The 23,946-nt window shown below is 53.3% G+C and carries 21 protein-coding genes; 17 read left to right on the top strand and 4 right to left on the bottom strand.

All coding sequences use genetic code 11. The annotated features are described in order from the left end of the window. The first annotated feature begins 91 nt into the window (after positions 1-91). The 5 genes from ACFQ88_RS28795 to ACFQ88_RS28775 are packed head-to-tail and all read left to right on the top strand — an operon-like array spanning position 92 to position 5,491. Positions 92-1,024, top strand: a complete 933-nt coding sequence (locus ACFQ88_RS28795) for a nucleoside hydrolase (protein ID WP_239630205.1) — start codon at positions 92-94, stop codon at positions 1,022-1,024. A 28-nt stretch (positions 1,025-1,052) separates the two neighbouring features. After that, positions 1,053-1,874, top strand: coding sequence for an ABC transporter permease (locus tag ACFQ88_RS28790; protein WP_239630204.1), 822 nt, complete (start codon positions 1,053-1,055; stop codon positions 1,872-1,874). Between the two features lie 6 nt (positions 1,875-1,880). Beyond that, positions 1,881-2,669, top strand: a complete 789-nt coding sequence (locus tag ACFQ88_RS28785) for an ABC transporter permease (protein WP_239630203.1) — start codon at positions 1,881-1,883, stop codon at positions 2,667-2,669. 15 nt (positions 2,670-2,684) lie between these two features. Continuing rightward, complete coding sequence (locus tag ACFQ88_RS28780) at positions 2,685-3,749, top strand: ABC transporter ATP-binding protein (RefSeq protein ID WP_379459592.1); 1,065 nt, start codon at positions 2,685-2,687, stop codon at positions 3,747-3,749. Positions 3,750-3,772: 23 nt separating this feature from the next. Then, on the top strand, positions 3,773-5,491 hold the full coding sequence (locus ACFQ88_RS28775) for an adenine deaminase (protein ID WP_379459590.1): 1,719 nt from the start codon (positions 3,773-3,775) through the stop codon (positions 5,489-5,491). Positions 5,492-5,744: 253 nt separating this feature from the next. Here ACFQ88_RS28775 and ACFQ88_RS28770 read toward each other — a convergent pair whose 3' ends face one another. Then, positions 5,745-5,927: a hypothetical protein gene (locus ACFQ88_RS28770; RefSeq protein WP_239630199.1), complete on the bottom strand. Its 183-nt coding sequence runs from the start codon at positions 5,925-5,927 to the stop codon at positions 5,745-5,747. Positions 5,928-6,194: 267 nt separating this feature from the next. On the opposite strand from ACFQ88_RS28770, the gene ACFQ88_RS28765 reads away from it, so the two are divergent. Then, a complete protein-coding gene (locus tag ACFQ88_RS28765; protein WP_379459587.1) occupies positions 6,195-6,875 on the top strand; it encodes a GNAT family N-acetyltransferase in 681 nt (226 codons plus the stop codon). Between the two features lie 296 nt (positions 6,876-7,171). On the opposite strand, the gene ACFQ88_RS28760 is transcribed toward ACFQ88_RS28765, so the two are convergent. Continuing rightward, positions 7,172-7,978, bottom strand: a complete 807-nt coding sequence (locus ACFQ88_RS28760; protein WP_379459585.1) for a copper amine oxidase N-terminal domain-containing protein — start codon at positions 7,976-7,978, stop codon at positions 7,172-7,174. Positions 7,979-8,277: 299 nt separating this feature from the next. Between ACFQ88_RS28760 and ACFQ88_RS28755 the strand changes: the two genes are divergently transcribed. The 10 genes from ACFQ88_RS28755 (at position 8,278) to ACFQ88_RS28710 (ending at position 19,842) form a co-directional block, all read left to right on the top strand. Continuing rightward, on the top strand, positions 8,278-8,928 hold the full coding sequence (locus ACFQ88_RS28755) for a TetR/AcrR family transcriptional regulator (protein ID WP_379459583.1): 651 nt from the start codon (positions 8,278-8,280) through the stop codon (positions 8,926-8,928). A 252-nt stretch (positions 8,929-9,180) separates the two neighbouring features. After that, complete coding sequence (locus ACFQ88_RS28750; RefSeq protein WP_379460061.1) at positions 9,181-9,933, top strand: ABC transporter ATP-binding protein; 753 nt, start codon at positions 9,181-9,183, stop codon at positions 9,931-9,933. Then, positions 9,930-10,946, top strand: a complete 1,017-nt coding sequence (locus ACFQ88_RS28745; RefSeq protein ID WP_379459581.1) for an ABC transporter permease — start codon at positions 9,930-9,932, stop codon at positions 10,944-10,946. The genes ACFQ88_RS28750 and ACFQ88_RS28745 overlap by 4 nt, the downstream gene beginning before the upstream one ends. 27 nt (positions 10,947-10,973) lie before the next feature. Beyond that, complete coding sequence (locus ACFQ88_RS28740; RefSeq protein ID WP_379459579.1) at positions 10,974-12,140, top strand: HlyD family secretion protein; 1,167 nt, start codon at positions 10,974-10,976, stop codon at positions 12,138-12,140. 389 nt (positions 12,141-12,529) lie between these two features. Continuing rightward, positions 12,530-13,363: a glycosyltransferase family 2 protein gene (locus ACFQ88_RS28735; RefSeq protein WP_379459577.1), complete on the top strand. Its 834-nt coding sequence runs from the start codon at positions 12,530-12,532 to the stop codon at positions 13,361-13,363. 130 nt (positions 13,364-13,493) lie between these two features. Further along, a complete protein-coding gene (gene recQ, locus ACFQ88_RS28730) occupies positions 13,494-15,260 on the top strand; it encodes a DNA helicase RecQ (protein WP_275590490.1) in 1,767 nt (588 codons plus the stop codon). A 16-nt stretch (positions 15,261-15,276) separates the two neighbouring features. Continuing rightward, positions 15,277-15,939: a ribonuclease H gene (gene rnhA / locus ACFQ88_RS28725; RefSeq protein WP_379459575.1), complete on the top strand. Its 663-nt coding sequence runs from the start codon at positions 15,277-15,279 to the stop codon at positions 15,937-15,939. A gap of 165 nt (positions 15,940-16,104) precedes the next feature. After that, a complete protein-coding gene (corA, locus tag ACFQ88_RS28720; protein ID WP_239630191.1) occupies positions 16,105-17,055 on the top strand; it encodes a magnesium/cobalt transporter CorA in 951 nt (316 codons plus the stop codon). Between the two features lie 219 nt (positions 17,056-17,274). Next, the gene (locus ACFQ88_RS28715) at positions 17,275-18,735 is read left to right on the top strand and encodes a SulP family inorganic anion transporter (protein WP_379459573.1); all 1,461 of its coding nucleotides are present in this window, start codon (positions 17,275-17,277) and stop codon (positions 18,733-18,735) included. 327 nt (positions 18,736-19,062) lie between these two features. Then, on the top strand, positions 19,063-19,842 hold the full coding sequence (locus tag ACFQ88_RS28710) for a DUF554 domain-containing protein (protein ID WP_379459571.1): 780 nt from the start codon (positions 19,063-19,065) through the stop codon (positions 19,840-19,842). Positions 19,843-20,288: 446 nt separating this feature from the next. On the opposite strand, the gene ACFQ88_RS28705 is transcribed toward ACFQ88_RS28710, so the two are convergent. Together ACFQ88_RS28705 and ACFQ88_RS28700 are read right to left on the bottom strand one after the other, a co-directional pair. Further along, positions 20,289-22,055, bottom strand: a complete 1,767-nt coding sequence (locus tag ACFQ88_RS28705) for an ABC transporter ATP-binding protein (RefSeq protein WP_379459569.1) — start codon at positions 22,053-22,055, stop codon at positions 20,289-20,291. Between the two features lie 122 nt (positions 22,056-22,177). Next, on the bottom strand, positions 22,178-22,831 hold the full coding sequence (locus ACFQ88_RS28700; protein ID WP_379459567.1) for a thiamine diphosphokinase: 654 nt from the start codon (positions 22,829-22,831) through the stop codon (positions 22,178-22,180). Between the two features lie 78 nt (positions 22,832-22,909). On the opposite strand from ACFQ88_RS28700, the gene ACFQ88_RS28695 reads away from it, so the two are divergent. Then, complete coding sequence (locus tag ACFQ88_RS28695; RefSeq protein ID WP_379459565.1) at positions 22,910-23,905, top strand: SGNH/GDSL hydrolase family protein; 996 nt, start codon at positions 22,910-22,912, stop codon at positions 23,903-23,905. The last annotated feature ends 41 nt before the right edge of the window (positions 23,906-23,946 follow it).

Genomic DNA, 23,946 nt, shown 5'->3' with positions numbered 1-23,946 from the left:
GGAACAGAAGCAACCGTTCTAGAAACAAGGAATCAGGGTATATGACATGACCATGGCATGTACCCCATTTTTTTGCCAAGGAGGTTCGTTGATGAGGAAGAAAGTGATCCTGGATGTCGATACGGGAGTCGATGACGCGCTGGGCATATTGCTCGCGATTCGCAGCGGCCAATTCGACGTGCTCGGCATTACGACGGTAAACGGCAACGTCTCGATGGAGCAGGCGACGGAGAACACGTGCAAGATCCTCCAGCTTGCTGGCGCGGAGGATGCGATTCCCGTCTACAAGGGTGCGGACCGGCCGCTGCTGAGGGAATCGTTCTTCGAGCACCGGGTGCACGGCAAGGACGGCATCGGCGGAGCGCTCCGCGATATGCCGGTGCACAAGCAGCCGGAAGCCGGCTTCGGGCCGGACTTCATCGTCGAAGCGGCGCGCCGCGAGCCCGGAGAGCTGACGCTCGTCATGACCGGGCCGCTGACGAACCTGGCGCTCGCCGTGCGCAAAGCTCCGGAACTGGTGCAGCTTGTCAAGGAGGTCGTCGTCATGGGCGGCGCGGTCAGCAGCTACGGCAACGTGACTCCGACCGCCGAGTACAACATGTACGTCGATCCGGAAGCGGCCAAAGTGGTGTTCCACGCAGGCTTTCCGAGCCTTACGATGGTCGGGCTGGATGTGACCCGCAAAGCGCTGCTCACGGAGGAGCAGATGCTCCAGCTAGGCGATTCCGATATCGCCCGTTATGTTCTGGAGAGTACTTCGGATTACATGAAGCGCTACTATGAGCGCAACGGCATCCATGCCTGCGTGATGCACGACCCGCTAGCCGTGGGTGTCGCGCTGGATCGCGGCATCGTAACGACCCGTCCCTATTATGTGGACGTAGAAACAAGAAGCGAGCTGTGCGACGGGCAAACCGTATGCGACTTCCAGAACCGCTTGTCCCGACAGCCGAACGTGCATGTTTGCGTGGACGTCGATACGGACGCTTTTATTCAGCTGTTTACGCAAGCGTTGCGTGTCTAGCCTTACAAGAACAGGAGCCAATAGCTACATGAAAAAAACGTATACCTATTTACTGCTGCTGCCGGGACTTCTGTTTTTGTGCATTTTTATGCTCGTCCCGATTGTGCTGACGATAGGGTCCACCTTTTTCCAGGAGGGCCGCCTAAGCTTTGACGGTTATTTGCATTTCTTTAAAGATCCGTATTTTCTCAAAATCGTAGGGACGACGCTGCAGGTCAGCATTGTAACGACGCTCATCTGCATTTTGCTCGGCTTTCCGGTAGCTTACTATATTTCGAAGCAGGGACTGCGGAAAAAAGGCATCCTGCTCGCCCTGGCGATCTTCCCGCTGTTGACCAGCTCGGTCGTACGCTCGTTCAGCTGGATGATCGTACTCGGGAAAAAAGGGCTGCTGAACAATGCGCTCATTGCGATAGGGCTCATACAGGAGCCGCTCGACATATTGTACACGCCGACGGCCATGATGATCGGCCTCATCCATTTGTTCCTGCCGCTCATTATCATTACGCTTGTCGGGGTTATGGAAAATATCGATCCCGATTTGATCAAGGCCGCAGAAAGCCTCGGCGCTCCGCGTTTTACGGCATTCCGCAAGGTCATCGTGCCGCTCTCCATCCCGGGTCTTATTATTGGGAGCATTCTCGTGTTCGTCGGAAGCTTGACGGCTTATACGACGCCGGCGCTGTTGGGAGGCAAGCAGAGGGTTATTTCGACCTTCCTGTACCAAAATGCGATTACGCTTAACGACTGGCATATGGCCTCGGTCATTGCAACGATCATGATCGCCATTACGTTCATCGTCATCGGCATTATGAACAAACTGGCCAACAAATTTACCCCGAAGGAGTAGAACCGTATGCAGGAGAACAATCGAGGACTGGGCCTGTTTACGCTTCTAGTCTATGCGTTTTTGCTGGGCCCGCTTATTATTATCGCCGCCGCTTCGTTCGAGCCGGGAGCTGTGCTGAAATTTCCGCCGACAGGCATTTCGTTCAAGTGGTATGAAAATATTTTCAAAGTGAAAATGTTCATGGAAACGTTCAAGACGTCGATCGTCGTATCGCTGCTCGGCAACTTGTTCGCCTTGATTCTGGGGGTTCCGGCCGCTTATGCCTTAAGCCGGTTCCAGTTCAAAGGCAAGGACGCGCTGAATGCGATCTTCATCTCCCCGGTGCTCATTCCGGGAATCGTGCTTGGCTTCACCATGCTGAAATACTTGATTATTACGTATAACCTGCCGATTTACGCTTCTCTCTTGATCGGTCATACGGTGATCATGCTGCCGTTCATTATCCGCGTCATAGCCTCCAGCTTGTCGAACTTCGACTTTGCCATCGAGGAGGCGGCGCTCAGCTTGGGCGCAGGGCATTTGCAAACCTTTTTCAAGGTCGTGCTGCCGAACATTAAGTCGGGGATTATCGCTGCGGTGCTGATCGCTTTCCTGGAGTCGTTCAATAACGTCGACATTTCGGTCTTTATGACCGGTCCGGGCATCAGTACGCTGCCGATCCAAATGCTGACGTATGTAGAAAACCATTTTGACCCTACGATCGCCGCAATTTCGGTGCTTCTGATGATCTTTACGGCAGTGCTCATGTTCATTATTGAAAGAATTATGGGATTGTCCTACTTTACAAAACGATAACGGAGGATTTCGTCCATGGCATTGCTATCCCTGGAAAACGTGTCGGTAGCTTACGAGCAAAATTATATCTTGAAGGATTTTAACTTAAATATTGAAAAAGGTAAGCTGATTTCGCTGCTCGGGCCGAGCGGCTGCGGGAAAACGACGACGCTGCGTCTGATCGCCGGATTTCTCGAAGCTAGAGACGGCAAGTTTCTGCTGAACGGCAAAGACTACACCCGGGTTCCGGTCAACAAGCGGAATTTCGGCTTCGTGTTCCAAAGCTATGCACTGTTCCCGCATTTGTCGGTATATGAGAACGTCGCCTTCGGCCTTCGTCTGAGAAAGGTCGCGGAAGCGGAAATCAGCAAGCGGGTGCACCGGATTCTGGAGGTCGTGAGTTTGGCGGGCTTCGAGAAGCGGTATCCAAAGGCGCTGTCCGGAGGACAAAAGCAGCGGGTCGCTATCGCCCGTGCGCTCGTGATCGAGCCCGATCTTCTTCTGTTCGACGAGCCGCTCAGCAACCTCGATGCGAACCTGCGGATCAACATGCGGGTGGAAATCCGCCGCATTCAGCAGGAACTGGGCATTACAACGGTCTATGTATCCCATGACCAGGAGGAATGCTTCTCCATCTCGGACCAGGTCGCGATTATGAACAAAGGGATTATCGAGCAGCTGGATAACCCGGCGACGATCTTTAAATATCCGAAGACCGAATTTGTAGCGAGATTCATCGGATTCAACAATTTCATCCATTTCACCGAACGGCGTGAGAATGACCATGAAATCGAGCTGAAGGCGGGCGATATTCCTTTCCGTGTCGTCAAGCATCCGGGTACGGGCGCGCTGGAGAGCAAGAAGGGCGCCATCCGTCCTGACGATGTCGTGATGGGTACGGCGGAGGAAGTGACGGACAAAGGTCCGAACACGCTGGCAGGCCGTATCAAAGTAAGCACTTTCCTCGGCAGAAGCTACCAGTATGTCGTCGAGACGGCGCTGGGCGATTTTACCGTCAATAAAGAAATGGAGTTTCCTTATGTGAACGGCCGTGAAGTTCGATTGCTGTTCCCCGGCGAAAAGCTGGTTTTGGTGGAGTAACGAGCTACTTGGGAGGTACAGGCATGCGAGTCGATTTATTCATCCAGAATGTAAACATCTATAACAGTTACTTCAAAAGGTTCATTCCAGGCAATGCCGCCGTCCTGGATGGCAGGTTCTTATACATCGGTCCGCGCGGAGCGGACAGCTTCGAAGCGGACCAAATCGTCGACGGGCAGGGGCGCTATATGGTTCCCGGCCTGGTCGATATCCATCTGCATATCGAGAGCACGATGGTGACGCCGGATACGTTCTCCTATGGCTTGATCAAGAACGGCGTCACGACGATCGTGCCGGAGCCTCATGAGATGGCGAATGTGTTCGGGCTGCCTGGCGTTACGGAAATGATCCGTGCGAGCAAGCATTGCGTAGCGGATATGATTTATGCGATTCCGAGCTCGGTGCCGGCAACGTCGCTCGAAACGTCGGGCGGCTCCATTGAGATTGAAGATATGGACCGGCTGATGCAGACGGAGCGGATCGCTTGCCTTGGCGAAATTATGAACTATGTCGATGTCATTAACGCCCCGGATTGCAAGACGAATCAAATCCTGAGGCATATACGGTCCCAATATCCGGACCTGATTATAGAAGGCCATGTGCCGAAGCTGCTTGATCTCGATTTGCAGCGGGTGATTTATGCGGGAATCGATTCCGACCATACGCATCAATCGATCGAAGGGATGGAAGCACGCATCGCTGCCGGCATGTTCATCGAGATTCAGGAGAAGTCGATGACCGAAGAGGTCATGAACTATTTGATCGAGCATGACGTTTCGGAGCATTTCTGCTTTGTCACAGACGATGTCATGCCGGATTCGTTCCAGCGGAGAGGGCATCTGAATCATATTGTCCGCAAAGCGATCGGCATGGGGATGTCGCCAGAAAAGGCAATCTACGCCGCAACCTTCACTCCGGCCCGCCGGATGAAGCTGAGCGACCGAGGTGCGATCGCGCCGGGCAAGATTGCGGATTTTATTTTGGTATCGGATGCCAAAGAATTGACCATAGGTCAAGTATTCAAGAATGGTAAGAAAGTATTTGATGCCGGTGAGGAGTACAAGCCGGAAGGGTATCGGCATGCGTTCCCTGCCCATTTTTACCAAAGTGTACAGCTTCCTCTGCTGACGGAAGCCGACTTCGCTATCCGGACCGATGCGAAGGATGGGATGTACCACAGCCGTGTCATGCTGGTGAAGAACGGCTCGACGTTTACGGAGGAGCATCACGGTGAAGTGGAGGTTCGTGACGGCGAGGTTCGCTGGGAGGACAGCCCGTACGGCCTTATCGCCACCTTCGAGCGTTACGGCAAGAGTGGAGCACGAGCTCACGGCTTGATCGGGGGCGACACGATCCGGCGCGGGGCGGTGGCAACGACGTACTCCCACGACAACCATAACCTGCTCGTGGTAGGGCATAGCCCCGAGGATATGATGCTCGCGGCCAACGAAGTAATCCGCAGCCAAGGCGGCTTCTGCGTTGTCGAAGACGGCAAGGTGCTCGCGATGCTCCGCCTGCCGGTAGGCGGCATCCTGACGGAGGAGCCGCTGGAGGAGGCGGCTGCGGCCGTGCAGAGCCTCCGCGAGGCGATGGAGTCGCTCGGATATAACCACTACAATCCGATCATGTCAATCAGTACGCATTCACTGCCGGTCAGCCCGGCGCTGAAGATCACCGATTTCGGCCTGATCGATGTCAATCGCGGACAAGTTGTACCCCTGCTAGTGGGATCGGAATCATAATACGAATTGAGAAAGTGGAGAGCTCTCCTGCCGGTGCAGGAGGGTTCTTTTTTTGGAGGACGAGCGCTGCAGGGAAGCAGGACGAAGCGCACGCAATGCCGTTGGAACAAGCGAAGGCTTCGCTTGGCGAGCCGGAGGTATTCGCGATTTTACCGGAGGTGTGACGGGCGGATTAAAGATAAAAAACAGACACGAGATGCTTCGTGTCTGTTTTCGCTGCCTAATGGCAGTGCTGCTGATCTCAGTAATGCGGCTATTCCTGATCCGACGGGATGATCTCATCCAGCTCGCTGTCCTGCTGATTCGCTGCGGCCAATACTTCCTGGTCGGTCTCGTTGGCGCCTTGGATCTCGGCTGCGGCTTGCGCTTGAGCGTTCAACTGCTCCTCCGCTTGTCCAATGCCTTGTGCACCTTGATGTCCTCTGCTGCTTGGCATATCATGCTGCCTCCTGTCTCGGATTGAAAAATAACAGAGATAGTATGGCCGGATCACTGGCAAAGAATGCATGTTGGCCGTAATTAGACGCGTAGAAAGCCATTACGCGTGTCATCAGCGATATCGGCTTTCATGTCGAAGTGGACGTTATAGCAGTCATTGACGCCAAGAACTGACAGGTGTCGTTGATCAATATCGGTCCTGTCATGGCATTCAGTTGTTCCAATTGCTATACTAGCAAGTAAGAATGGAGAGGAGTGCTGGTACATGGAATACCATCGAATTACGAATATAACGGACCCTTACTTTAAACAAATGCACGAGCTGATGCAGACGGTGTTTCCGCCGGAGGAAGTGCTGGAGTACGAGCTGTGGGCGGAGCCGCTGCAGGACCCGGGCATCCGGGTATTCGTCGCCGTCTACGAGGGACAGGTAGTCGGAGCCACCGAATACCGGTACTACGAGGATATGCAGGTAGCGATGACGGATTTCACGATCATCGGCCGCGAGGGGCTGGGCATCGGCCCGTTTCTCGTGAAGCACCGCACGAACGATCTGCTGTCACTCGTTCGGGAGCAGGGCAGTCGGCTGCTCGGCATGTTCGCCGAAATTTACAACCCGTATTTGGCGCAGGATCACAGCTTCGGCGGTGTGAAGCCGATGGACCCGTTCGTGCGCCGCGAGGTGCTCGCCCATCTGGGCTACCGGAAGCTGGACCTCGCGTATGTGCACCCGTCATGGCACAATGACGGTGCCGCGGTGCAGGAGCTGGATCTCGGCTTCATGCCGTTCGGCGACGATGCCGACACCGTGGAAGCCATCCCGGCTTCGCTTATCAGCGGCTTCCTGGAGCGCTATTACGCGGTGCTGCCTAACAAGCCGGCGGCATGGTACGACATGGTCGCCGCGCTGAAGCAGCGGGCGCATGTGAGCTTGATTCCGCTGTAATTTCGGACTAATCAATGAAGCCCCTTGCCAGCAGGCAAGGGGCTTTTGCACATAATCGACAAAGCAGCATAAAAGCTCAGAGTAGAACAGTAGAGAGAATGGGTGTGGGTAGAGGGCGTTAGCGTCCGCCTTTGAAGCTCGTGTTCCTCCCGCGGCAAGCCTATCATTCAAAGGAACACGACTTCAACAGCGGCCGGAATCCCATACCCAATTCCCTCCGCACGCACAACGTATATTGTACACCAAGGTCTCATAAGCCCGGCAGAAGGCCAAGGCTTGTTTCACACCTTAACAGGTCAGTTCGAATCCATGAACGGCTTCTTTTCCTTCAATACATAAGTCATGGCCGACGGCGACGTACGGAGCAGCCATTGACCGGCCGAGTCTTTATATACCTCGCCGGTAAATTCGTAAAGCACCGTTTCCGAAGGAGAGATCGTGATGCCGTTGCCGTTCTTGATCGCCTTGGAGACGGTAAAGCCGGCCTGGAACGTTACCGTAGCGGAGGAAGAATCCGAATTCATCGCAACATTCGTAACATGGACGTCGTTTTTCTTGATGCCGTCGGCTCCGGTAATGGACGTAGCCTTCTGTGTAAACGTGCTGCTCTGCGTCATATTCTCAATCAGCCGCTGTATCATTTGCTTAGCATCGGCTGCAGTAGTGTCAATGCGGACGGTTCGCGTTGCCTCTTCCCAGCTTACATTGGCTCCTGCCGCTTCACTGACAAACCGGAGCGGAATAAACGTGCTTCCGTTCTTGATTTGGGGAGCCACTTCCAGGTAAAACAGCGTTTGGTTGACGTCCGCCGTCGCCTTGTTAATCGAGAGCGACAAAGCCAGGTCGCCTTTTTTGGCTTTGGCCGTCTGGGTCTCCTGCTCCCAGGTTACCGTGAAGCCAAGCTTTTCGAACAAGGCCCGCATAGGCACCATCGTATTCCCCTGCTCGATGTATGGCGGCTGCTCCCATTGGAGCCGCTCCTGCTGCAGGTAGACCTGCACGGGAGGTGCGTCCTGAGCGCTGGCAAGGATCGAATCAAAAGGCAAAAGCATCGATACGGCGAGGGCGAATTGCGGCCATACGCTTTTTTTAAATCGAGGCATTGAAATTCCTCCTAGCTCTAAGCTGTTATTACGAAGCACTGATTCTATATGAGTTCGGGATGACTGTCTGTTTTACGTCAAAATGGACCGGCTCGAAAGCGACCCGGAATGATTCATCTATAGGACTTCCACAGAGGCGGCCGAAATCCTTTTGTTAAAAGCGTCCAAATTGGTACAACTCCTACTCAGAACACCTGTCCGTTGAAAAAGCTGCATTCGCAATTAATGAACAAACTGTTGTTTAATGATCTTGATGTCTATTATAATGAGAGCAAAATGACCGCCAGGGAGCGATACCAATGGATAAAACGACCGATCGCCGGAAAATACGAACGAAACGATTGCTGAGAAAGGCGCTTTTGGAGCTGATGGACGAGAAAGGGCTGGACAAAGTGACCGTGCGCGATTTGACGGAACGGGCCGAAGTGAACCGGGGTACCTTTTATTTGCATTACAAGGATATTTACGATTTGATGGATCAGATCAAGAAGGAGATTTTTGACGGACTGGCTGCAGAAATGTCCAAAATCGTCGTCTCGGACATAGCCAAATATGCGGATAAACAAGTGCCGTACCCTCCGGCAGTTCATTTGCTCCAATATTTTCGCAAGCAGTACGATTTTTTTAGAGTGATATTGGGACCGAACGGCGATATCGCTTTTCCTTATCAAATAAGAATGTTCATGGCCAAGCAAATGCACAATCAGGTTTTGGTCCATATTCCGAATGACGACAGCGCGCTCGTTCCCCGAGACTACTTGGTTGCTTTTATTACATCCGCCCAGCTTGGTCTGCTTACTCATTGGATCCAGTCAGGGATGAGCCTTCCGGAGGAAAAAGTGGCAATAATAATTGCACGGATTATGTATAAAGGACCGATTATGGCCGCCTTTCCCGAAGGCTTGTGGTCTGAAGCCGCACCATCTGCACCATTCTCTTATCCCCGCTAAGCAACAACGGATTCGTCCCGACTCTCCCCAAACATGCTTCTGTAATGGATATTTCGCTGTCTTATCCGGATAACTTTTTTCAAATTAATCAACACGTTTCTTACTTATGTTGAGATATGAACATTATGTCTAATAGTGATGATTGTTTATTGCAGGGCTGCATTTTAATCTAAAGAGGAGAGGAGATGAACTTTACATGTACCTGTATCGAAGGATGGCGGGTAGTTCTGCATGCAAGCGAGTGTATGCTCTATGACCGGGGCCAAGTCTGAAATTGCCGGTCAGCATCCGTGTATTCAGGTAGATCAAGTTTATAAACGGTTTGGGAAGAAGCAAGTTTTGAATAATATCAGCCTTCAGGTTCCTTACGGACAAATTTTGGGCCTGCTAGGTCCTTCCGGCTCCGGGAAGTCGACATTGGTGAAAATGATTGCCGGAATTGACACCGCAACTCAAGGAGAAGTGTATGTCCTCGGTCAAAAAATGCCTAAGCTGGCGATGATGCATAAGCACGGCTATATGGCTCAGTCCGATGCGCTGTATGGCGACCTGACGGCGGCGGAAAATATAATCTTTTTCTCTTCTATGTACGGCATGAACAAATCGAAGCAGAAGCAAAGAATGCACGAGGTCATGGAGCTTGTCCAGCTGACGGAGCATTTGAAGAAGCAAGTCAAGCAGTACTCGGGAGGAATGAAAAGAAGATTGTCGCTCGCGATAGCACTCATTCATGAACCGCCGATCCTGATTCTGGACGAACCGACGGTAGGAATAGACCCCGTGCTGCGAAAATCGATTTGGCATGAGCTAAATCAATTGAAGGCAGGAGGAACCACTATCATCGTAACAACGCATGTTATGGATGAGGTGGAAAAGTGCGATTATCTCGGTATGATTCGGGAAGGCATGCTGATTGCTTCCGGATCGCCGGAGGAGCTGAAGCAAGCGACTTCGTCCCGGACGATTGAAGAGGCGTTCCTGTATTACGGAGGGGCAGCCAAATGAGAATTAGAGCCGTAATGATCCGGATCCTGCAGCAGCTTCGCCACGATAAGCGGACGATGGCCATGATGGTATTGGCTCCGATGCTCGTGCTGACCTTCATGTCGCTGATTTTTGGCGGAGGGGACTATCACCCGAGGATCGGCGTAATCAATGCTCCGATGGGATTTATTCAAGCTCTGGAGGATAAAGATGCCGTTGTCATCCGATATGACGAGAGTGCGGCCTATGAAGCGCTGAAACAATCGAAAGTCGATGCAACGATCGATTTTCAAAGCGGGGTTCCTCATATTGATCTGGAGGGCAGTGATCCGAGTAAAAATAAGGCCGTCCTGGCGCTCGTACAGCAAACGGTCCAGCCGTCGCGTTCAGCGCTTCCGATAGAAACAACGTACATATACGGTTATAAGGACATGGTATCGTTCGATAATTTCGGACCGATACTTATCGGTTTTTTCGTGTTTTTCTTCGTGTTTTTGATTGCAGGCGTATCCTTTCTCGGCGAACGCACCTCCGGAACGCTGGAGAGGCTTCTGGCCACTCCTCTCAGAAGGTGGGAGATTGTAACGGGATATGTGCTGGGATACGGTGCTTTTACGATGATTCAAGCGACCTTGATCGCTTTATATTCTATACACGTGCTGAAAGTCATGATGGTCGGGTCCTTTTTTCTCGTGCTGCTTATTACGATTTTGACGGCCATGGTGGCATTGACGATAGGCACTTTCATCTCGGCGTTCGCCAACAATGAGCTGCAAATGATTCAATTTATTCCGGTTGTTTTGGTACCGCAAGTGTTTTTCTCCGGCTTGTTTGATATTAGTACGATGGCGCCCTGGCTTCAGGCGTTCGGAAAGTTCATGCCGCTGAAGTATGCCGCCGATGCGCTCCGGAATGTGATGATCCGCGGCAAAGGGTGGGAGGATATTGCTTTCGATGTATTCGTTTTGGCTGCCATTTGTCTGGTCTTTATCATTGCAAACACGCTTGTGCTTAAAAAATATCGCAGCATCTAGTTCATTGGCGAAGGGGGAGAGGGAAGAATGGTTAAGCTGGGATTCGCCGCCGCAGTCGCAGTTCTAATAACGGGAATGATGACGGGCTGCTCCCTTAAATCCGGCAGCTCGCCTGTCACGGTGAAGGCAACGATTGAATACAACCAAATTTCCGCGGTCAGCACGGTGTCCGGTAAAATTATAAAGCTGAACAAGCAGCAGGGAGAACCGGTGAACAAAGGCGATGTGCTTGCCGTGATCGATAACGCGAATCCAACGTATGTCGTAGATCAATGGCAGGCGGTTGTTCAAGCGAAGAAAGCGCGGCTCGAAGAGGTCGAAGCCGGTTCCCGGCCCGAGCAAATAAGACAGGCGGAAGCTCAGGCTGAAGCCGCCAAGGCGAAGCTGGACCTGCTGCTTTCCGGCAGCCGGCCAGAGCAGATCGAGCAAGCGCAGAGCCAGGTGCTTATGGCGGAAGAGGCGCTAAGCAATGCCGGAATTACGCTCGACTATTTGCGAATACAGCAAAACAAGGCGGCGAATTTGTACGACCTGGGGCAGCTGTCCAAGGACGAGCTGGACAATGCCAAGTACAAAACGGATACCGCCGCTAAACAGCAGGCTGCGGCGAAGCACCAGCTGGAAGCGAGCAAGCAGCAGCTGGCCCTGCTGAAGAACGGCGCGACGGCCGAAGAGATTTCGGCGGCCCGGGCGAATTATGAAGCGGCCGATGCGCAGCTGGCTTTGCTTAAGGCGGGCAGCACCAAGCAGGCCGTGGCGGCGGCACAAGCCGATTTGGATCAAGCCGCAGCGCAGCTCAACCAGGCCAAGAGCCAGCTGGACAATTACCGGATTGTAGCCCTGGAGGACGGGATCATCATCAGCAAGCATTTCGAGCTGGGGGATGTGGTTAACGCCGGCAGCAACCTGGCGGACATCGCCGTTGCCCATGATTTGTATGCGGTATGCTATGTGCCGGATGCCTATCTCGACCGGGTCAACTATAATCAAACCGTGAATGTGAAGGTCGGCAATGAGGTATTGGCGGGCCGAGTCCAATATATTGCTTTGAAGCATGAGTATACGCCGAAGGATCAGCAGTCGGCCAACGACGACCATGTGGCTACGAAAGTGAAGATTGCTCTAAAAGGCGCTAAGCTGAGCTTGAAGCCCGGGATGGAGGCTTCGGTAGAGATTCCCACCATCCCGAATTGATTAGAAAAGTAATGAATCGACGGGTAGCCGGGTTGTTCGGCGATCCGCGTCACGGAGCGGGTGCTTTCGAGCAGCATCGTTCGGGCCTTCTCCAATTTCAGCTTGACGATGTACTGCTGCGGCGACATGCCGTTCATCTGCTTCGGCTATACGGCGCTACGCGAAGACCAGCTCGGCAACGTCTTTTCCGCAGGGAAGCTGCGGGGGAGGCGTTTGTTTTTTTGCAGGCCATTCTTTACCCCGCCCCATAAGCTTCCAAAGGCAGAAACGATAGAAAAGGTACTCGAGGCGGTTTCCCTTTGGCCGTTTTTTTGGTATCTTGACAATAGCAGATTGAAAATGGCAGAACGCGTCGCTATAAAAGGAAAATGAGAGAGGGGAACCGAACAATGGAGCTTCCGTTAGTATCGGTTATTATTCCGACATATAACAGACTGGACAGCCTGAGCGAGCTGCTGGAATCGCTGTGGAGACAAACGTACCGGCGGCTGCAGCTGATTATTGTTAACGACGCGGGAGAATCGGTCGGCAGCATGAAGGAGCTGTACCCTGAGCTGGATATAACGATCGTGGATATGGAGACGAACGGAGGGCATGTGCGGGCCCGAAACCGCGGTCTTTCGTATGCGCGGGGGGAGTTCGTCTTGCTGTGCGACGATGACGATCTTCTGCTGCCGACCCACGTCGAGCGGATGCTTCAAGAGATCGGCGATGCGGATATGGTGTACTCCGACGTCGAAATATTCGATTACGATCTGGAAGGCACGACCCGCAGGGCGACCAAACGGTTTGTGTTTGCTTACGAGCACGATGCAGCGGCAATGCGGAAATTTTCGACCTTCGTTTCTTCCGGCTGCCTGTACCGCAAGGACCTGCATGAGCGGATAGGGCTGTTCGATGAGGATATGTATCATTATTGGGACTGGGACTGGTTTCTGAGGGCATCCGACCATGCGGTGGTCAAGCGGGTGCCGGTAGCCAGCGCTTTGTACGCTTTTTCGCAGAACGGCAGCAATATGTCCGGAATGCACGAGGATATGCGCCCGTATTTGGACCGGTTGTCCGCCAAGCATGGGTTAGGGTATTTGCCTACCAAAAATTTCTTCCTGCTGCTGGAAGAGCCGGAGGTGCGGGAGCGCCGGGCCGAGACGGAAGTGCTGTGGGACGGCGAGCCGATTGTCTCGCGGAGGGCGGCTGGAGGAGCGGACCGCGTGGATCAATAAGCATGCAGAGCAATCAAGAGAGAGCACCGTCTCGAACGAGCATGGGGCTATGAGGAATCATGGGACTACCTGTCTAACGCAAGATGACAGGCTGATATAGAAAGGGGAGGAGCAAGCTTTGGCAGGCATCATGGAGCGGGCCGAAAGGGTGCTCAAATCATATTACGGCTATACGACGTTTCGGGACGGGCAGAAGAAGGTGATCCGCAGCGTATTGGATAAAAAGGATACGCTCGGCATCATGCCTACCGGCGGCGGGAAGTCGATCTGCTATCAGGTTCCGGCGATGCTGATGCAGGGGACGACGATTGTCATTTCGCCGTTAATCTCGTTAATGAAGGATCAGGTGGACGGGCTCGACAGCATCGGCATATCAGCCGCCTATATTAACAGCTCGCTGACCTATGCGCAGGTGGAGCTGAGAATTCGCAAGGCGAGCCGCGGCGAATACAAGATGCTCTACGTAGCTCCGGAACGGCTGGAATCGGAACGATTCATCGAGCTGATGACGGAGCTGGAGGTGCCGATGGTGGCGGTGGACGAAGCCCACTGCGTCTCGCAGTGGGGGCATGACTTCCGCCCCAGCTATCTCGCCATCAGCAGGCTGATCGACCGCCTGCCGCAGAGGCCCATCGTAGCCGCCTTTACGGCTACAGCGACCGATCAGGTGCGCGACGACATCGTCAGGCACCTGCAGCTGCAAGAGCCGGAGCTGCACGTCACCGGCTTCGCGAGGGAGAATCTCGCCTTCTCCGTCATCAAAGGCGAGAACAAACGCGATGTGCTGCTCGATTACATCCGCGAGCACAGCGACGAGGTCGGCATCGTGTACGCCGCCACACGCAAGGAAGTGGACAACCTGTATGAGCTGCTGCGCAAGCAAAGGGTGCCGGTCGGCAAGTACCATGCCGGCATGACCGACAGGGAGCGCGCCGAGGCGCAGGAGCAGTTCCTGTACGATGAAGTGCGCGTCATCGTGGCGAGCAACGCGTTCGGCATGGGCATCGACAAGTCGAACGTTCGTTACGTGATTCACTACAATATGCCGAAAAATATGGAGGCATACTATCAGGAAGCCGGCCGTGCGGGCCGGGACGGCGAGCCGAGCGAATGCATGCTGCTGTTCAGTCCGCAGGACATTCATATCCAAAAGTTCTTGATCGAGCAGTCGATCGGCGATCCCGGACGACAGCAGCAGGAATACCGCCGGCTGCAGCAGATGGCCGACTACTGCCATACGTCGCAATGCTTGCAGCGCTATATCGTGCGCTATTTCGGCGACGATTGCGAGGACTGCGGCCGCTGCAGCAGCTGCAGTACGGAGCGGGAGCTGACCGACATTACGGTTGAGGCGCAAAAGATTTTCTCCTGCGTCCGCCGGATGCGGGAACGGTTCGGAGCGACGACCGTCGCCTCGGTGCTGAAAGGCTCGCGCAATAAAAAAGTGATCGAGATGGGCTTCCACGAGCTGACGACGTACGGTCTGCTGAAGGACCGTACCGAGAAGGAGATCGTCGACCTGATTCAGCTGCTCGTGGCCGAAGGCTACCTGATCATTACCGAAGGCAAGTACCCTGTGCTGCGGCTGGCGCCGAAGGCTCAGACCGTGCTGTCCGGCGAGGAGCGGGTCATTCAGAGAATGCGCATCCGAACCGCTCCGGTTGCACGCGACGTCGAGTCGGATTTGTTCGATCAGCTGCGCACCCTGCGCATGGAAATTGCGAAGCGGGAGGGCATTCCGCCTTACATCGTATTTCCGGACAGCACCTTGCGGGAAATGTGCGGCGTGAAGCCGACCAATCCGGCGGCGATGCTGAAGATCAAGGGCGTAGGCGAAGCGAAGTTTTTCAAATACGGAGCGTATTTTATTGAATTTTTCAAAAATATGAACGAGTAAGAGGAGCTAGCTAATAGTGGCGAAGCAAAAATATTACGTGGTATGGGAAGGAAAGGTTCCCGGCATTTACAATACGTGGGCGGAATGCCAGGCGCAGACGAACGGCTACCCGCAGGCGCGCTTCAAGGCTTATGAGAGCGAGTCCGAGGCGAAGGCGGCGATGGCCCGCGGCTGGAAAGCGTCGTTCGCTGCGGCCAACGCAAAGGGAAGTACGGCTGGTACGGCATCGGCAAGCCGCAGCAAGACGGCTGCCGCCAGCGGCACGCCTCCACAGGCCGACCTCGACAGCTTGTCTGTGGACGTAGGCAGCCGAGGCAATCCGGGCATTGTTGAGTACAAGGGCGTAAACACGCGCACCGGCGAGGTCGTCTTTCAGCATCCGCCGATTGCCAAGGGGACGAACAATCTGGGGGAATTTTTGGCTATCGTCCATGCACTCGCCTACTTGAACAAGCGAGGAAGCTCCATGACGATATACAGCGACTCGGTTACGGCGATCAGCTGGGTGCGCAAGAAAGAGGTTGCCACCAATTTGCCCCGCGACGCCTCGACAGAGGAAATATGGACGCTGGTGGACCGCGCCTTGTCCTGGCTGCGGAGCCATACGTACAGCAACAAAATTTTGAAATGGGACACGAAGGCTTGGGGCGAGATTAAAGCCGATTACGGACGGAAGTAACGGAAGCTTAGAGGTATTTCAACGGTTTAAGTTGGAGTACCTTTTTTCCTTTGCGGCCTTGTTCGTCTGAATTCGGCCAAACGGGTAATGATGGTAATTAGGCAGGAGCGGCAAGGACGCGTTCCGGCGGGACGGACGAGGAAACTGGATAGAGGGTGAGTACGTTTGATTAGAGTTCTGGCGGTGACCGAAGAAGGGCGAGTTTTGGAAAATATCCCGGTTAACGAGCTGCATCGTCCCGAGATTGCATGGTACTGGGTTGATTTCGACCGGCCGACGGAGGAAGAGGCGAAATGGCTGGAGAGCTACTTTCACTTTCATCCTCTTGCCATTGAAGACTGCTATCATCTGCTGCAGCGTCCCAAGGTCGATTACTATGACGATGTGCAGTTTTTCGTGCTGCATGCCTTAAATGAAGAGACGTTAGGCGCTGAAGAGGTCGATATGTTTCTCAGCGGACGCTTCGTCGTCACCTTCCATTTTGCGCAGCAAAAAGAGATAGATGAAGCATGGAACCGGATCAGGGAGCATAAGGAGCCGGGGGAGATCAATCATCTATATTGCGCGTATCTCATTATGGACAAGCTGGTGGACCAGTATTTCCCGTGCGTCTATCAAATCGAGGACGAGCTCAATGCCATCGAAGGCAATACGACCGGTAAGGCGATCGAGAAGCTGATGAGCCAAACGTTCGAAATCCGTGCGAAGCTGCTGAAGCTGCGCAGAACGATTTTTCCGATGCGCGAGCTGCTGTACCGGGTCATCAATTCGGACCGTATCGAAGGGCTCAAGGAGCATCTGTTTTATTTCACCGATATTCACGATCATTTGCTCAAGCTGTCGGAAATACTCGAGTCCAACCGCGAGGTTACGGCCGATTTGCGGGACAGCTACATTTCGCTGAATTCCAACCGCATGAACAATATTATGAAAACCTTGACGGTCATAACCACGATATTTATGCCGTTAACCTTCATCGCCGGCCTTTACGGCATGAACTTTCATTATATGCCCGAGCTGGAGTGGAAGTGGGGTTACTATGTCGTGCTGGTTGTTATGACCGGTATTGGGGCGGGGATGTTCTCCTGGTTTTTGTACAAAGGCTGGTTTAAATAAAACAAGAGGTATAGTCCGGCCCGTCCGTGTAAAAAAGAGCAATCCGGCGAAAATCGTCTATTTTCCGGCAAGAAAGACGGTTTATCGGGATATAGCGCCATTGGCGAAGGTGAAAGATTCATTCCTACCGTTTATAATCTAGGGCAGTGAACATCGGCCCCGGCAATCCTGAGAGTGGAGCGCCAACTATAGATATAATCGAATAGGAGAGGATCTTTCTTGTTTTTTGAACGGGTAAAACAAGGCTTCTTTGGCAATGTCCGCAACGATTTGCTGTCGGGCTTGACGGTTGCTTTCGCGTTAATTCCCGAAGCGATCGCCTTTTCCATCATGGCGGGCGTCGATCCGATGGTAGGCTTATATGCTTCCTTTACCATTGCCGTGACGATCTCGATTGTCGGCGGCCGGCCGGGGATGATTTCGGCGGCAACCGGAGCAATGGCTTCGTTGATGGGGCCGATTATCGTCAAGTACGGACTGGATTATTTGTTTGCCGCTACGGTGTTGACCGGAATTATTCAATGGGTTTTAGGCTCTTTGAAAGTAGGGAAGTTCATCACCTTTGTACCGCAATCGGTTATCGTCGGGTTCGTCAATGCGCTGGCCATTATTATTTTCATGGCGCAGCTTCCTAATTTTGCAGGCGCCACTTGGGTTATGTACTTGATGGTGGCTGGTACGCTCGCGATCATCTATTTGCTTCCAAGGCTGACTACGGCGGTGCCGTCGGCGCTGGTGGCGATCATTGTCATGACCGTCATCGCCATGCTGACGGGCGCCGATCTGCGTACGGTAGGTGATATGGGAAGCATCACTCAGGCGCTTCCGGTGTTCCACCTTCCGCAAGTGCCGTTAACGCTGGGCACCTTGCTTGCTTTGTTTCCATATTCCCTGGCGCTGGCCGTAGTAGGAATGACCGAGACGCTGCTGACGGCAACGATAGTCGACGAAATGACGGATACGAAAAGCAACAAAAACCTCGAGATACGCGGACAAGGCATTGCCAACGTGATCACGGGATTTTTTGGGGGCATGGCCGGCTGCGCGATGATCGGACAGACGGTCATCAATGTGAAGTCCGGGGGGCGCACGCGATTGTCTACGTTCGTAGCGGGAATCTTTTTGCTGTTCCTCATCCTTGTGCTGGGCGATGTCGTGAAGCAGATTCCTATGGCCGCTTTGGTCGGCGTTATGTTCATGGTGTCTATCGGGACGTTCGACTGGAATTCGATCCGGACCATCGGCAAAATCCCTCGCGGCGACGCGGTGGTCATGGTGCTGACGGTAGCTATCGTCGTAGCCACCTCGGACTTGGCGATCGGCGTCGTCTCCGGTGTCATTATGAGCGCGCTCAACTTCGGCTGGAAAATGGCGCGGCTGCGCAGCCATTCCTTCATGAACGAGAAGGGGCACAAGGTGTACGAAATATCGGGGCAGCTGTTTTTTGGGACGATGACCCATTTCGTCGAGCAGTTCGAGTATGCGGCAGATCCCGAGCACGTTGTTATCGATCTGAGCGCTTCGCATGTGTGGGATCATTCCGCCGTGACGGCGATATCCAAAGCTACGCAAAAATACGCGGCTCTCGGTAAAAAGGTCACGCTCACGGGGCTGAATCAAGAGAGCAGGCAAATGATCGACCGGGTTGGGCTAACGGCCGGAGGGTCTGCTCATTCTTAGGGGCCAAGTGAGGAACCACGGTGGAGTGGGAACGAACAGCGGGCAGGTTCTGTTTTGTAGGGCATGGTAGCGGATCATGCAAAGCAAGTACGAATCGGATGAGCCGGATGGATTGAACCGGTGACAAGTAAACCTGGCAAAAGCCTGACCTGTCGAGCTGTATGCTCGCGGGCAGGCTTTTTGTATCGGAAAATTTTTGATACAGATGGGGCTCTCCCTAAGAGGGATGTACGAGCTTTGCTGGCAAAATTGACTACTGCACGCTAGTAGAGCAGGTATGATATGATACGGAAAGCGACATGACAGAATGAGAGGTTCATAGACGGCATGGCATTGTGGGGAACTATTGTTAATGCGGCGGCCATTATTATCGGAGGGCTGCTGGGGCTTGTGCTTCAACGAATGAGTCAAGGCATTCGCAGTACGGTGATGCAGGGGATCGGCATGGCGTTGGTTGCGCTCGGCTTTTCTATGACATTGAAATCGAGCAACTTTCTGCTGATCGTTTCGAGTTTGGTATTGGGCGGCGTTCTTGGCGAGCTGCTGCAGGTAGAGCGAGGACTGGAACGGCTCGGACAGCAGCTGGAGCGGGCCGTAAATGCGTTGACCGGTGCAGGGAAGTCGGCAGCGGCGAACCGTTCCCATACAGACAGCGGAGAAGCGAGTGGAGAGAAGAAGCAAGGCCGGATCGCGTTCGGCTTCGTCAACACGACATTGATTTACTGCGTCGGCGCTATGGCAATCCTTGGCGCCTTGGACGGCGGGCTGCGCGGCCAGCACGAGATCTTGTATACGAAAGCGATGCTCGACGGATTCACCGCGATTATTTTTGCCTCGACGATGGGGGTCGGAGTGCTGTTCTCATCCGTAGCCGTATTCCTGTATCAAGGGGCAATCGCCTTGGCGGCGTCGGGAATCGCGTCTTTGCTTGCGCAAGACATGCTGAACGAGATCATCACGCAAATTACCGCTGTCGGCGGCATTTTGATTATGGGCATCGGCATCAACCTGCTGGAGCTTCGCAAAATTAACGTCGCTAATTTGCTCCCTTCGCTGCTTATCGCTGCGATTGCAGTTCCTTTGGTTCATTGGATTAGCGCGTGGTAGGCGAGAACGGCCAAGATTCGGATGATGACGGACTGGACGCTGTTCGGCAGCTATATGGAGCTGCGCATAATAGGATGCTAGCGTAGAAATTCCCGCCAACCATGGAAGAAGGAATTCGGAAGAGATTGAGGAAGCAGCAGAGAGGGCGGCCCAACAGACTGCGCAACAGATTGCTCTCTATGGCGGCGGATCGGACAGGAAATCCGTTATTTGCTTGAAATCCTGCAAAAATAGGGACTGATCGGACCGTGAGTCCGTTATTGGCGCCGTTTTGCTGTAAAAGCTTTGGATTATACCACAATAACGGATCTACGGTCCGATCGCTAGACGTTTTTGGGTCTTTTTGTGGTAATAACGGAACCAGTGTCCGTAAGAGCTTCAACCGGGGACGGATATATCAAGAAAGCGGGGCAGCATGTGATAACATGCCGTCCCGCTTTTTATTTTTAACGGACTTGAAACTCGTACGGTGATTGCTTCTCCCAATAGCTGCGGAATCTTCCGTTTTGGCGGAGCAGCTCGGAGGGGGAGCCTATTTCCCGAATCGTGCCATCCTCCAGAAAAACAACAAGATCCGCCTGGCGTATGGTGGACAATCGGTGGGCGATGATGATTTTCGTACAATGCTCGGCCCACTCGCCCAAATCGCGCTGGAACGATTCCTCGGTCTCTACGTCGAGAGCGGATGTCGGTTCGTCCAGTATGAGGATGGGAGCGTTCCGGAGAATGGCTCTAGCTATCGAGACGCGCTGCTTTTGTCCGTGGGATAATTTGATGCCGCGCTCACCCAAACGTGTGTCGTAGCCTTCCGGCATTTTGCTAATAAAATCGTGAGCTTGAGCCAGCCGGGCAGCCCGTTCCAGCTGTTCGCGCGGAATGTCGTCTCTTCCGAGCGATATATTGTCAGCCGCTGTGGAGTCGAATAAATAGATGTCTTGTGACACGAGTGCCATCGAATCGCGCAGAGAAGTCAAGGAGTACTGCTGCAAAGGAATGCCGTCGATCTTGATGACACCTTGCCAGGGCTCGTAGAACCGGTACAACAGCTTCAGCAGGGTGCTCTTCCCGGCACCGCTCGGCCCTACCAAGGCGACGGTCGCTCCGGCGGGTATCGTGAAGGAGATTTGCCGCAAGGTCGGATGCTCCTCCTGATACGAGAAATCGACGGAGTCGAAAGTGATCTCCGGAGCCTTTTTCGCTAGAGGGATTCCCGTCTCTAAATCCTCCTCAGGTAAACCCATGACATGATGAAGCCGGCTAGCCCCCGAAATAAAGCGCTGTAAATTATTAATGACCTCAACAACCGTCGTGAACGGCTCAGCGACCTTATCGAGCAGGGAAATGAACGCAACCAGTCCACCCGCCCCGATATGCCCGGAAGCCATCATAACGGCACCGACACCAAGGCCGAGAACATAACCGATTTGTCCGGGAGCATCTTTACAAATGCTGCGGATTGACCGTACCTTCGTCAGCAACACGTTGTACTCAACGCCTTTTCGCTCGATATCCGCCATCCTGTCATCAATATGCCGCTCCAATTGATTGGCCTTCACTTCCCGGATCCCTTGCAGCGTCTCGCCGATTTGAAAAAACACATTGCGGGTCACTTCGTTTTGCAGACGAGTCGCTTCCATGAATTTTTGCTTTAATACAAAATTGCTTATCAATTGAAGCGGACCGATGGAAAACGCTATCAACCCAAGGAGCGGATGGACCGTCAACAAGTACACGCCCACGATAATAAACGATATGGGGAGGGCGATTAGCTTTTGGATGTCGGCAACGAGAAAGTTCTTTACAATTTCGAGCTCGTGATGCATCACATTGACTGAGCTGGAGCTGTGGTTCTGCTCGTGAAAGCCGAGAGGCAGGCGCTGCAGGTGGTTCAATATGTTTCTGCGCATTTCGTATACGACGGATTCGTTCAAATACGAGCGCAGCCATTCGTTCCCGAATTGAAGCCCGATACGCGCTGCAGTGAGGCCGACGAAAGAGGATAATAAGAGGATCAAAGCTTGTGCGGGCACATTCGGGGCATAGTCGAACAAACGGCGTCCTGTCTCTGCAAACAACAGAGAGATGACGGTCATGGTCACCTGAGTGGCGATGGCGCCGATGTAGATCCAGCGGTATTTTTTTACCGATTTCAAAAAATTTAAAAAGACGGGATCGCGCAATAACCCTAAAATCGATTGTTTTGATTGCTCCAACAAGCTCCCTCCCTAACAGCGATTACTGGAATGTACCAATAACCATATATTAACAAAAGGTTCGGGCTTATAAAACGGAAACTTTCCATATGAAAAAAAGCCCCTCAAATGAGGGACCTATGTTACTCCGCATCGCTGCTCTGGACCACTAGCAAAAGTCCGTCCGTTATCGCAATCCGTCCTTGGGGTTCAAGGAGCACATTGCTAATCCCTAAGGATTGGCCTAGCGTAAGGGTAGCATCGTTCAACGGATATTGAAAGCCTTGGAGGGTAATCCCCGTCACCTGCAGGCTTAAAGGCAGAAGCGATACGTTGGCGAAACGGCTGCGCGCAAGCATTAGAGGCGAATTCGAGTCGAGCAGGGTGATTTGATTGTGCGCATCGACAATCCGGCACGGAACTCCGGCCTCCAAGCCTTTGCGCAGCAGATGTAGGTTAGCGAGCGAATGATCCCATCTCGATCCCAGTACTCCGAGCATGACGATCTCTGAGGGCTTCCTCTCCAACGCCCAGTTGAAGGCCATCTCCGTATCGGTCCAATCCTTCATCACCGGGTCGCAGCTAATGAAGCTGCGGCTTCCTTTCTCAATCTGCTTCACTTCGTCGGCCGTCACCGAATCAAAATCGCCGAGCGCCAAGTCAGGGATATAGCCGTGCTGCAGCAAAAACAAGGCCCCACGGTCGGCCCCTACCAGAATATCTCCGGGGCTAATGGCTTCCAGAGACCATTTCCCCAAGCTGCCGCCGGAAAAAATAAGAATGCAGGGAGCGTCCATCGTACATTTCCTTTCCTTCCCTGATGGTGTGTATAATAGATTTATTGTAGCACAAATGAAACCTGGGGGAATGGTTGAATGAGTACAATCGATCTGTCGAACGGAGAACTGTTTCGCAACGCGATCCGATGGGAGCAAACGGGAGAGGGCGTCGCAGTGCACCGGTTCACCGAACGTCAAATGGAGCTGTATGCGCGGCAAAAAAACTATCAAATCCGCAGCGGCTGCCCGGCCGGGATTTGTCTTGATTTTGTATCGGATACCGCATCGATAGAACTGGGTTACACAGTGGGAGAGGCGGCCCGCAAATGGGTTGTTTTTGACGTGTTTATCGACGGTGTGCTGATCGCGAGCCAAGGCGCGCCATCGCTTGAGGAGGACGAAGGCAAGCTGACTTTGGAATACGGCCACCAGAACGGCGCGGTAAAGCAGCGGAGATGGACGATTTACTTGCCGCAAATCGCTAACTTGACTCTGCGTTCCTTGACATTGTCTGAAGGAGCGGTGGTCGAGGCCGCAAAGCCGTATGACCGCAATCTGCTCTGTATCGGCGATTCGATTACGCAAGGAATGGATGCGAGAAAGCCATCCTCGACTTATCCGGTGCTCTTATCCCGGACGTTGGAGATGAACCTGCTCAATCATGGGGTAGGAGGGTATGTGTTCGACGCCGACAGCTTGGATGAAGAGCTGCCTTACAAGCCGGATCTCATTACGGTCGCCTACGGCACTAACGACTGGGGGCGCTACCAGACAATGGAAGCATTCCGGGAGCAGTGCGCGCGGTTTTTTGCCAAAGCGAACAAGCTGTACTCTGATATTCCTATGTATGTTCTGACGCCGTTCTGGAGAGCGGATCAAATACAGTCCCGCCCGTTGGGCTCGCTTGAAGCATTGAGCGATACAATTCGAAACGTATGTGCGGCTTACCCTAATACTAGGCTCGTGGACGGTCAGCGGCTGATCCCGAATATGACCTCTTTGTTTGGCGATGCGTATTTGCACCCGAATGATGAAGGATTCCTGCATATTGCTATGAATCTGTACAAGCGCATTATGACCGATCGTGTCTGAGTGTCGGGAGCGATTTGTACTGGCCGGATCGTGGAACGGAT

This window comes from Paenibacillus sp. NPDC056579 (assembly GCF_042793215.1).
Taxonomy (GTDB): domain Bacteria; phylum Bacillota; class Bacilli; order Paenibacillales; family NBRC-103111; genus Paenibacillus_S.
Note: the sequence above shows the minus strand (reverse complement) of the source record. Positions and strands in the feature narration are given on the sequence as shown.

Bases quoted from the DNA above. Each gene is read 5' to 3' on its own strand.
- ACFQ88_RS28780 (WP_379459592.1), top strand. From the start codon at position 2,685: ATGGCATTGCTATCCCTGGAAAACGTGTCGGTAGCTTACGAGCAAAAT.
- ACFQ88_RS28710 (WP_379459571.1), top strand. From the start codon at position 19,063: ATGGCATTGTGGGGAACTATTGTTAATGCGGCGGCCATTATTATCGGA.
- ACFQ88_RS28700 (WP_379459567.1), bottom strand. From the start codon at position 22,831: ATGGACGCTCCCTGCATTCTTATTTTTTCCGGCGGCAGCTTGGGGAAA.
- ACFQ88_RS28740 (WP_379459579.1), top strand. From the start codon at position 10,974: ATGGTTAAGCTGGGATTCGCCGCCGCAGTCGCAGTTCTAATAACGGGA.
- recQ (WP_275590490.1), top strand. From the start codon at position 13,494: ATGGAGCGGGCCGAAAGGGTGCTCAAATCATATTACGGCTATACGACG.
- ACFQ88_RS28770 (WP_239630199.1), bottom strand. From the start codon at position 5,927: ATGCCAAGCAGCAGAGGACATCAAGGTGCACAAGGCATTGGACAAGCG.
- ACFQ88_RS28795 (WP_239630205.1), top strand. From the start codon at position 92: ATGAGGAAGAAAGTGATCCTGGATGTCGATACGGGAGTCGATGACGCG.
- ACFQ88_RS28785 (WP_239630203.1), top strand. From the start codon at position 1,881: ATGCAGGAGAACAATCGAGGACTGGGCCTGTTTACGCTTCTAGTCTAT.
- ACFQ88_RS28735 (WP_379459577.1), top strand. From the start codon at position 12,530: ATGGAGCTTCCGTTAGTATCGGTTATTATTCCGACATATAACAGACTG.
- ACFQ88_RS28760 (WP_379459585.1), bottom strand. From the start codon at position 7,978: ATGCCTCGATTTAAAAAAAGCGTATGGCCGCAATTCGCCCTCGCCGTA.
- ACFQ88_RS28775 (WP_379459590.1), top strand. From the start codon at position 3,773: ATGCGAGTCGATTTATTCATCCAGAATGTAAACATCTATAACAGTTAC.
- ACFQ88_RS28745 (WP_379459581.1), top strand. From the start codon at position 9,930: ATGAGAATTAGAGCCGTAATGATCCGGATCCTGCAGCAGCTTCGCCAC.
- ACFQ88_RS28765 (WP_379459587.1), top strand. From the start codon at position 6,195: ATGGAATACCATCGAATTACGAATATAACGGACCCTTACTTTAAACAA.
- ACFQ88_RS28790 (WP_239630204.1), top strand. From the start codon at position 1,053: ATGAAAAAAACGTATACCTATTTACTGCTGCTGCCGGGACTTCTGTTT.
- ACFQ88_RS28755 (WP_379459583.1), top strand. From the start codon at position 8,278: ATGGATAAAACGACCGATCGCCGGAAAATACGAACGAAACGATTGCTG.
- ACFQ88_RS28750 (WP_379460061.1), top strand. From the start codon at position 9,181: ATGACCGGGGCCAAGTCTGAAATTGCCGGTCAGCATCCGTGTATTCAG.
- ACFQ88_RS28695 (WP_379459565.1), top strand. From the start codon at position 22,910: ATGAGTACAATCGATCTGTCGAACGGAGAACTGTTTCGCAACGCGATC.